The following is an 8566-nucleotide window of genomic DNA, read 5'->3' on the forward strand; positions in this document are numbered from 1 at the left end:
GCTTGACCCGCGGCCACAGCCCGCGGGACATATCCCCGCACGGGTCAGTTCTCGATGAAAACCCCGGGTCAGTTCTCAGCGAAACTCAACAGTCAAGGACGTCTCGGTGAACCTCATCGCGGAGCGTCTGACGGTCCGGCTGGAGCCAGGCGCGTCCGACGCCACCACCATCGAGCAGTCGCTGGCAGGTCTCGGCTACACGGCTCGGTCGCTCCCGGCGAACGATGTCGTGGCTCCTGCTGACGGTCACGCCCATGCCGCGGAGGAGCGTGACCATGCCGGGCATGACCAAGCGGACCACGATCACGGCGAACATGGCCACGGCGATACCTTCGGCCATTCACATGCCGACCACGAGAATCCGGCCGATGCCACGAAGCCCTGGTACGCCACGGGCAAGGCACGCCTGGTCTGGCTGCTCGGCGCCTTGGTCCTCGGCGCCTATGCCCTGTCGCTGGTTCTTCCCGCCCGGCTGACTTACCCGCTCTTCCTGGCCGCGACCCTCGTGGCCCTGGTTCCGTTCGGCCGCCGCGCCTTCGCCCTGGCCCGGGCCGGGACACCCTTCTCCATCGAGACCCTGATGGTGACCGCTGCGGCGGGCGCCGCCGTCATTGGGGCAGCCGAGGAGGCTGCCGTGGTCGTCCTGCTGTTCGCTCTGGGTGAGCTGCTGGAGAATGTGGCGGCCGGGCGGGCGCGGGCGGGCATCAAGGCCCTGGCCAACCTCATGCCTCGGACGGCGCGGCGCCTGCGGGCGGACGGCTCCACCGAGGAGGTGCCTTCCGACCAGCTCTCCGTCGGCGACCTCGTCCTGGTCCGCCCCGGCGACCGCGTGCCCTGCGATGGCACCATTGAGGAAGGCCGGTCCGCGCTCGACGAGAGCCCCGTCACCGGGGAGAGCATCCCCGTGTCCCGCGGCCCCGGCGAGGCGGTCGTGGCGGGCTCCATCAACGCCGACGGCGCCCTGCGGGTGCGCGTGACCCGAGCCGCTACCGACAACACCATCGCCCGCATCATCCGCATGGTGGAGGAGGCCACCGCCTCCCGTGCACCGACGCAGCGCTTCATCGAGCGCTTCTCCACCTGGTGGACGCCGGGCGCGATGCTCGTCTCAGCATTGGTCATCCTCGTCCCGCCCTTCCTGCTGGGCTGGGACTGGTGGACCAGCGTCTACCGCGGGCTGGCCGTCCTCCTGATCGCCTGCCCCTGCGCCCTGGTCATCTCGGTGCCAGCCGCCATGGCCTCCGGCCTGTCCGCCGGTGCCCGGCGCGGCCTGCTTATCAAGGGAGGTGCCGCCCTGGAGGAGATCGGCGCGGCGAAGACCGTGGCCTTCGACAAGACCGGCACGCTGACCGAGGGTCATCCCAAGGTGACGGACATCCTGCCCGCGCAGGGAACCTCCGAGTCCGACCTGCTGACCTTGGCGGCCGGGGTCGAGCAGGGGTCCTCGCACCCCCTGGCCAAGGCCGTCGTGGCCGCGGCGGAAGCGCGGGGCGTCGCGACGCCGCCCGTTTCCGACCAGGCTGCTGTGCCCGGGAAGGGGGTCACCGCCACGGTCGACGGCCGCAAGGTCAGCGTCGGCAGCCCGCGCCACGCCGCGGAGGCGGGCGCCCAACTCGGCGGACTGGCCGAGGCGGTCACCCGCTTGGAGAACGAGGGCAAGACGGCCGTCGTGATCCTGGCGGACGGCACCGTCGCGGGCGTCCTGGCGCTCCGTGACGAGCCTCGGGGCGACGCGGCCGAGGGCATCGCCGCCCTTTCGCGGATCGGCATCCGCTCCGTGATGCTGACGGGCGACAACGCCCGGACCGGGGCGGCCATCGCCAAGGGGCTGGGCCTGGACGTGAAGGCCGAGCTGCTGCCGGACGACAAGCTCCGCGAGATTGGAGCCCTCCGGTCGTCCGGCTCCGTGGCCATGGTGGGTGACGGCATCAACGACGCCCCGGCGCTGGCGGCAGCCTCGGTGGGCGTCGCCATGGGCGGCGGCACTGACGTGGCCCTGGAAACAGCGGATGCAGCGGTCCTGAAGGATCGCGTGACCGGCGTCTCCGAACTCGTCAGCCTGTCGCGGTCCACCATGGCCAACGTGAAAGCGAACGTCGCCATCGCCGTCGGGCTCAAGGCGGTCTTCCTCGTGACGACTCTGATGGGCGTGACCGGGCTGTGGCCCGCCATCATCGCGGACACCGGCGCCACGGTGCTGGTGACGCTGAATGCCCTGCGCCTCCTCGCCTGGAAGCCCTCGGCATGAGGGACGTCAGCATGTCTGCGCCGGGAAGGGATGCCTCGACGCTGCTGGCCTTCAGCCTGCCCGGAGCGATCTGTTGGCCCGCCTGATCATTCATCGAGAACAACGCGCATCCAACACGTCTACTTCGGCGGGGCAAGCGCCTCGATGATGCGGCACTCCGCCACGTTGCCGTGACGGCACTGCCCGATGAGGGAGGCCAGTTCCCGCTGCAGCGCCTGCAGGTCGGCGATCTTCCGGTCCACCTCGTCCAGGTGCTCGCGGGCGATGACGTCCACCGCGTCGCAGGAGCGCTCGCGGTCCTCGGCCAAGTCAAGCAGGGCGCGGATCTGTTCCAGCGAGAAGCCAAGGTCCCGGGCGCGCCGAATGAAGCTCAGGCGGCCGAGGTGCGGCTCGCCGTAGGTTCGATAGTTCCCCGCGCTGCGGGCGGGCACCGGGAGCAGGCCGACCCGCTCGTACCAGCGAATGGTCTCCACCTTCGTTCCGGTCACCCTAGCAAGGGCGCCGATGTTCAGGGGCTTTTCCACAACCATTCCCTTGACCCTGTAGTGGCTACAGGGTCCATGTAGGGAGCCTTCTGTCCGCGCGCCAACCGGCGGGCACATTCCTGGAAGGGAAGGCAAACGATGGCCAACAGCGAAACCACGGCGCCCGGGACGCGGGTGGACCTGCGCTACCGGGTCGACGGCATGGATTGCTCCAGCTGCGCTTTGAAGATCGAGGACGCGGTGGAGCACCTTGGCGGCACCGAGGACATCCAGGTCAACTACAAGACCGAAACCCTGGAGTTTCGGCTGGATGAGGCGACCACGCCGCGCTCGGCCGTCGAGGATATGATCCGCAAGCTCGGCTACGGCGTCGCGCCTCTGGCGTGACTGGCAAGGACTGGGTGGCGGCGATGGCTGACGGCGGAACGGCTCAACTGGCCCCTGGGTCCAGGTCGGCCCTGCGATACCACGTGGAGGGCATGGACTGCCCGTCCTGCGCCTCGAAAATCGAAACGGCGGTTGGCCGCTTCGGCGGGGCCGAAGACATCCGGGTCAACTACCACAGCCAGGTTCTGGCCTTCCGGCTGGACGAGGCGGCCACGCCGCGCTCGGCCGTCGAGGAGCAGATCCGCAAGCTTGGCTACGGCGTCGCCCCCGTCGAGGCGCCGCGGGTGGTCGCGGGCGAGCCTGGCGCCGCCGCCGACCTGGCGCTCGTTCGCCCACGCCAGCCATGGTGGAAGGGGAAAAAGGCGCGGCTCGCCGCGGCAATCGGCGCCCTTATGGTGGCCGGGTTTGCCGTCTCGCTCGCTGTCCCGGCCCTGGACCACTGGGTCTACCTGCCCGCCGCCCTGCTCGGCCTTGTCTACTTCGGCCGCAAGGCAATCGCCGCGGCACGCGCCGGGTCGCCCTTCAGCATCGAGATGCTGATGTCGATCGCGACCGTCGGCGCCATCGCCATCGGCGCGACCTCTGAGGCGGCCGTGGTGGTGTTCCTTTTCACCATTGGCGAGCTGCTCGAGAACGTCGCGGCCGGGCGTGCTCGCGCGGGCATCGAGGCGCTCGGCGCCCTGGTGCCGAGGACCGCGCTGCGCATCGAGGATGGCACGGCACGGGAGGTGCCCGCCGCCAGCCTCAAGGTCGGTGACCTCGTCCTGATCCGCCCGGGAGACCGCGTCTCGGCCGACGGCGAGGTAGCCGAGGGTGAGTCCGAGGTGGACGAGAGCCCGGTGACCGGCGAGTCCGTCCCTGTCCCTAAGGCCGAGGGCGCCTCCGTCTTCGCGGGCAGCATTAACGCCTCCAGCGCGCTGCAGGTCCGCGTGACCCGGCCTGCCTCGGACAACACCATCGCCCGCATCATCCGCTTGGTGGAGGAGGCGCAGGACGCCAAGGCGCCCACCGCCCGCTTCATCGAGCGGTTCTCGGCTGTCTACACGCCGATCGCGGTTGCCGTAGCGGCCTTGGTCGCCGTCGCGCCGCCGCTTGTCGTCGGCGCAGACTGGGACACCTGGATTTACCGGGGCCTGGCACTGCTGCTGGTCGCCTGCCCCTGCGCCCTCGTCCTCTCGACGCCCGCGGCCATCGCCTCCGGCCTCGCCGTCGGCACCCGGCGGGGTCTGCTGGTGAAGGGCGGCGGCGCCCTGGAGACCATCGGCCGGATCCGCGCCGTCGCCTTCGACAAGACCGGCACCCTGACCGAAGGGCGCCCGCGCGTGACCGACCTCCTCGCCCTCTCCGGCCCGGAGCGTACCATGCTCGGCCTCGCCGCCGCGGTGGAGAACGGCTCCAGCCACCCGCTCGGCCGCGCCATCCTGGAGCGGGCGGACGCCGATGGCATCCCACTGCGCCCCGCCAAGGATTCGCGGGCCATCCCGGGCAAGGCCGTTGAGGCGGTCGTGACCGGCAAGCGCGTGGCCGTCGGCTCGCCCTCTCATGCCGCCGGGCAGGCGCCGCTCCCGGCCGACGCGGCGCGGACGGTCGCCGAGTGGGAGAACCAAGGAAAGACGGTAGTCGTCGTCTCCGTGGACGGCACCCATACCGGCCTGATCGCGGTGCGCGACGAGCCCCGGCCGGACGCGGCCGCAGGCATCCGGGCGCTCGGCGCCCTCGGCGTCGAGGCCGTCATGCTGACCGGCGACAACATCCGCACGGGTCAGGCCATCGCCGGGGCGCTCGGCCTCAAGGTGAAAGCGGGGCTGCTGCCGGAGGACAAGCTGCGGGAGATCGGCGCCCTCAAGGAAAAGGCGCCCGTGGCCATGGTCGGTGACGGCATCAACGACGCACCCGCGCTCGCAGCCGCCTCAGTCGGCATTGCCATGGGCGGCGGGACCGACGTGGCCCTGGAGACGGCCGACGCGGCGCTGCTGAACAGCCGCGTCGTGGATGTGGCCGCCCTGGTCGGGCTGTCGCGCGCGACGCTCTCCAATATCCACCAGAACGTGGCCATCGCCCTCGGCCTGAAGGCGGTCTTCCTGGTGACGACGGTGGTCGGCATCACCGGCCTCTGGCCCGCCGTGCTGGCCGACACCGGCGCGACGGTGCTGGTAACCCTCAACGCCCTGCGCCTGCTCGGATACCGCTTCAAGAGCGTGGCGCATGGCTGAGGTCCTGCCTAGCGCGCGCCTCGCCTGGACCTGGGGCGCGGCGGCGGCCGCGCTGGCCTTCGCGCTGGACCAAGCGACGAAGTGGTGGGTGCTGGCCCATCTCATGGATCCGCCCCGCGTCATCCCCATCACCCCGTTCTTCAACCTGGTGCTGGGATGGAACCGGGGCGTCAGCTTCGGTCTGCTGTCGGCGGACCACCCCGCGACGCCCTGGCTCCTGTCCTCCCTCGCGCTCGCCGTCGTCGTGGGCCTCGTCGTCTGGACGACGCGCGACCGGCGGCCGGGGATGGCGGCCTCGGTCGGGTTCATCGTCGGAGGCGCCCTGGGCAACGTCGTCGACCGGCTGCGGCACGGTGCCGTGACGGACTTCCTGGACTTCCACGTGGCTGGCTACCACTGGCCCGCCTTCAACCTCGCCGACACCGCGATCTTCGTCGGCGTCGCGCTCCTGCTCCTCGTCGGCGGGAGGCGCGACCCGGCGGGCGCGCCGACCTCCGCGGCGCGACCCTGAGGGCGGGACCGCCGTGAACCCGCTCCTCCAGATGTCCGGCCTCCTGACAGCCTTCCTGGCCGGGATGGTCTCGTTCCTCTCGCCCTGCGTGCTGCCGCTGGTGCCCGGCTACGTCTCCTACGTCGCCGGTCGCTCGGTCGCCGCCGAACGCGCGGCGCCCGGTCGCCTCGCCACGGTCGGCCTCGGCCTCTGCTTCGTTCTGGGCTTCGCGACCGTCTTCGTGGCGATGGGCGCGGGCGCCTCGGCGCTGAGCCAAGCCCTGCTGCGCTACCGCTACGAGGCCGGGATCGTGGGCGGCGTGGTGGTCATCCTGTTCGGCCTCATGACCGCGGGCGTCCTGCGGCTGATGCCGCTGCAACGCGACCTCCGCTTCATGCCGACCCTCAGCGGCGGCACGCCGCTCTCCGCCTATGTGCTCGGGCTGGCTTTCGCCTTTGGCTGGACGCCCTGCATCGGGCCGGTGCTCGGCGCCATCCTGGCGCTGACCGCCACCAGCGAGATCAGCCACCTCGGCATCGTGCTCCTGGCCACCTACGCGGCCGGGCTGGGCGTGCCTTTCCTGCTGGTGGCCGCCTTCGCCGACGCCTTCCTGCGCGGCCCGTTCCGCAGCCTACGGCGCCTCGGCCGTGTTCTTCAGATCGTGGCGGGTGGCGTCATGGTGGTGATGGGGGCGGCCATGATCACGGGCCACCTGACCGACTTCGCCATCCTGATGCTCGAGCTCTTCCCGGGGCTCGGACGCATAGGATGAGCGACGACGACGATCTGCCCCGGGACCTTGGCCACATCACGCCCGCCTACCGCCGGGCGCTCTGGATCGTCGTGGGACTCAACGTCGGCTACGGCCTCGTGGAGATGGTCGGCGGCTTCGTCTCCGGCAGCCAGGCGTTGAAGGCGGACGCTCTCGACTTCCTTGGCGACGGCCTGATCAGCTTCCTCGGCCTGCTGGCCATCGGCTGGAGCCTCGCTTGGCGCGCCCGGTCCGCCCTCATCCAGGGACTGTTCCTCGCAGCGCTCGGCTTGGGCGTGCTCGCCACCACTGGCTACCGGGTGCTGGTGCTGAACCAGCCCGAGGCCGAACTGATGGGCCTCTTCGGCGCCGTCGCACTGGTGGTCAACGTCGCCTCCGCGGCGGTGCTCATCCCGCACCGGGAGGGTGACGCCAATGTCCGGGCTGTCTGGCTATTCAGCCGCAATGACGCCATCGGCAACCTCGCCGTGGTGGTCGCGGCGGGTCTCGTCTGGTGGACCGGAACTGCATGGCCGGATCTCGCCGTGGCCGTCGTCATCGCCGGGCTTTTCCTGCAATCGGCATGGTCGATCGTCCGCGATGCCAGGACGGATCTGCGTGAGGCAACCAATGACTGAGAACGTTCAGCCAGAGCTGCCTCCGGGGCAGAGCACCGGGCCATCCGGACCGGACGCCCAGGTAAGGGTCGCCGCCTGCACGACTCCTGTTCGCATTGCCGACCCGGAGGTGAATGCGGACACCCTGCTGACGACCGCGCGTGCCTGCGACGCACGATTGGTGTCCCTGGTCGCCTTCCCGGAGCTGGCGTTGACCGGTTACTCCATTGACGACCTCTTCCTTCAGGACGTTGTGCTGGACGCTGCGGAGGCCGCCCTGAGGCGTATTGTGGAGGCTTCCGTCCATATCCAGCCCGTCATGGTGGTGGGAGCACCACTGCGCCACGCGGGGCGCGTCTACAACACAGCAGTGGTGGTCCATGGCGGGCGGGTGGCCGGGGTGGTCCCGAAGGTTCACCTGCCAAACTACCGCGAGTTCTACGAGCGCCGTTACTTCGCGTCCGGGCAAGGGACGGAAGGCAGCATGATCCGCCTGGGTGAGCAGCACGTGCCATTCGGCCCCGACCTCATCTTCGTGGCCGAGGACCGCCCAGGGCTCGTGTTCCACGCTGAGATTTGCGAGGATATGTGGGTGCCGATACAGCCGAGCGCCATCGCGGCGCTGGCTGGTGCGACTGTTCTGGTGAACCTGTCGGCCAGCAACATCACAGTCGGGAAAGCCGACACCCGGCGAATGCTGTGCCAAGCTCAGTCGGCGCGATGCACGGCGGCCTATCTGTACACGGCGTCTGGCGAGGGTGAATCGACGACCGACCTCGCGTGGGATGGTCAGACCTCGATCTATGAGAACGGGGTCCTTCTCGCAGAGACCTCCCGGTTCAAGCCCGGAGCCCGGATAGCTGTCGCGGATATCAACGTCAGCCTCTTGGCCCGTGCCCGCGGCTGTTCAGGCATCTTCGCGCAGTGTCGGGCGAACCACGAAGCCCAGGTGGTCCGCTTCCGCCATGTTCCACTGCACTCCGGGGCCGACACAGGTTTCAACTGGTAGCCAACGGCCGCGTGCCCCCCCGAAGCCGAGGTCGTCTCCGGCCGCAAGCGAAAGGTCTACACCCTGACGGACAAGGGCCGGGACGCTTTCAAGGTCGGCCTGAAAGCCTGGATGGACGCCACAGCAACCTTGACCAGATGAGCTCCTGCGGCACCGTCAGGGTCGCGCAGTTCGCCTCCGGCCTGCTGATGTGGGTGCTCATCGCCACCGGCGAGATCACCGCGCTCGTGGACTGGATGCTAGAGCATGATCTGAGCATTCGGATTCGAATGTGTTGATTTGCACTGAGAGCTGACCCTGTAGGAGCCGAAGTTTTCGCCGAGAAATGACCCGTGTCTGTTCACCTCCCCGGCCGGATGGTCGGGG

General features: G+C 69.8%; 9 protein-coding genes. 8 read left to right on the forward strand and 1 reads right to left on the reverse strand.

Annotated features, from left to right (window positions below; all coding sequences use genetic code 11):
• Nucleotides 1–106: 106 nt before the first annotated feature.
• The gene (locus BUB97_RS24860) at nt 107–2248 is read left to right on the forward strand and encodes a heavy metal translocating P-type ATPase (protein ID WP_217659759.1); all 2142 of its coding nucleotides are present in this window, start codon (nt 107–109) and stop codon (nt 2246–2248) included.
• A gap of 119 nt (nt 2249–2367) precedes the next feature.
• On the opposite strand, the gene BUB97_RS24865 is transcribed toward BUB97_RS24860, so the two are convergent.
• Nucleotides 2368–2778, reverse strand: coding sequence for a MerR family transcriptional regulator (locus BUB97_RS24865; protein ID WP_073140505.1), 411 nt, complete (start codon nt 2776–2778; stop codon nt 2368–2370).
• Between the two features lie 93 nt (nt 2779–2871).
• Between BUB97_RS24865 and BUB97_RS24870 the strand changes: the two genes are divergently transcribed.
• The 7 genes from BUB97_RS24870 (at nt 2872) to BUB97_RS26485 (ending at nt 8478) form a co-directional block, all read left to right on the forward strand.
• Nucleotides 2872–3120, forward strand: a complete 249-nt coding sequence (locus tag BUB97_RS24870) for a heavy-metal-associated domain-containing protein (protein WP_083755472.1) — start codon at nt 2872–2874, stop codon at nt 3118–3120.
• Nucleotides 3121–3143: 23 nt separating this feature from the next.
• Nucleotides 3144–5333, forward strand: a complete 2190-nt coding sequence (locus BUB97_RS24875; protein WP_073140522.1) for a heavy metal translocating P-type ATPase — start codon at nt 3144–3146, stop codon at nt 5331–5333.
• On the forward strand, nt 5326–5844 hold the full coding sequence (gene lspA / locus BUB97_RS24880) for a signal peptidase II (protein ID WP_073140507.1): 519 nt from the start codon (nt 5326–5328) through the stop codon (nt 5842–5844). Before BUB97_RS24875 ends, lspA begins: the two co-directional genes overlap by 8 nt.
• Nucleotides 5845–5857: 13 nt before the next feature.
• Nucleotides 5858–6595, forward strand: coding sequence for a cytochrome c biogenesis CcdA family protein (locus BUB97_RS24885; RefSeq protein ID WP_456306348.1), 738 nt, complete (start codon nt 5858–5860; stop codon nt 6593–6595).
• Nucleotides 6592–7212 (forward strand): cation diffusion facilitator family transporter, encoded by a 621-nt coding sequence (locus tag BUB97_RS24890; RefSeq protein WP_073140510.1) that lies wholly within the window; start codon nt 6592–6594, stop codon nt 7210–7212. Before BUB97_RS24885 ends, BUB97_RS24890 begins: the two co-directional genes overlap by 4 nt.
• Nucleotides 7205–8200 (forward strand): nitrilase-related carbon-nitrogen hydrolase, encoded by a 996-nt coding sequence (locus BUB97_RS24895; protein WP_073140513.1) that lies wholly within the window; start codon nt 7205–7207, stop codon nt 8198–8200. The genes BUB97_RS24890 and BUB97_RS24895 overlap by 8 nt, the downstream gene beginning before the upstream one ends.
• A 137-nt stretch (nt 8201–8337) precedes the next feature.
• The gene (locus BUB97_RS26485) at nt 8338–8478 is read left to right on the forward strand and encodes a hypothetical protein (RefSeq protein WP_175562742.1); all 141 of its coding nucleotides are present in this window, start codon (nt 8338–8340) and stop codon (nt 8476–8478) included.
• Nucleotides 8479–8566 lie beyond the last annotated feature (88 nt).

This window comes from Muricoccus roseus, assembly GCF_900141905.1.
GTDB lineage: Bacteria > Pseudomonadota > Alphaproteobacteria > Acetobacterales > Acetobacteraceae > Roseomonas > Roseomonas rosea.

What these genes read in the sequence shown, in the direction of transcription:
- BUB97_RS24895 (WP_073140513.1), top strand. Translation starts at nt 7,205, where the DNA reads ATGACTGAGAACGTTCAGCCAGAGCTGCCTCCGGGGCAGAGCACCGGG.
- lspA (WP_073140507.1), top strand. Translation starts at nt 5,326, where the DNA reads ATGGCTGAGGTCCTGCCTAGCGCGCGCCTCGCCTGGACCTGGGGCGCG.
- BUB97_RS24875 (WP_073140522.1), top strand. Translation starts at nt 3,144, where the DNA reads ATGGCTGACGGCGGAACGGCTCAACTGGCCCCTGGGTCCAGGTCGGCC.
- BUB97_RS24865 (WP_073140505.1), bottom strand. Translation starts at nt 2,778, where the DNA reads ATGGTTGTGGAAAAGCCCCTGAACATCGGCGCCCTTGCTAGGGTGACC.
- BUB97_RS24870 (WP_083755472.1), top strand. Translation starts at nt 2,872, where the DNA reads ATGGCCAACAGCGAAACCACGGCGCCCGGGACGCGGGTGGACCTGCGC.
- BUB97_RS26485 (WP_175562742.1), top strand. Translation starts at nt 8,338, where the DNA reads ATGAGCTCCTGCGGCACCGTCAGGGTCGCGCAGTTCGCCTCCGGCCTG.
- BUB97_RS24890 (WP_073140510.1), top strand. Translation starts at nt 6,592, where the DNA reads ATGAGCGACGACGACGATCTGCCCCGGGACCTTGGCCACATCACGCCC.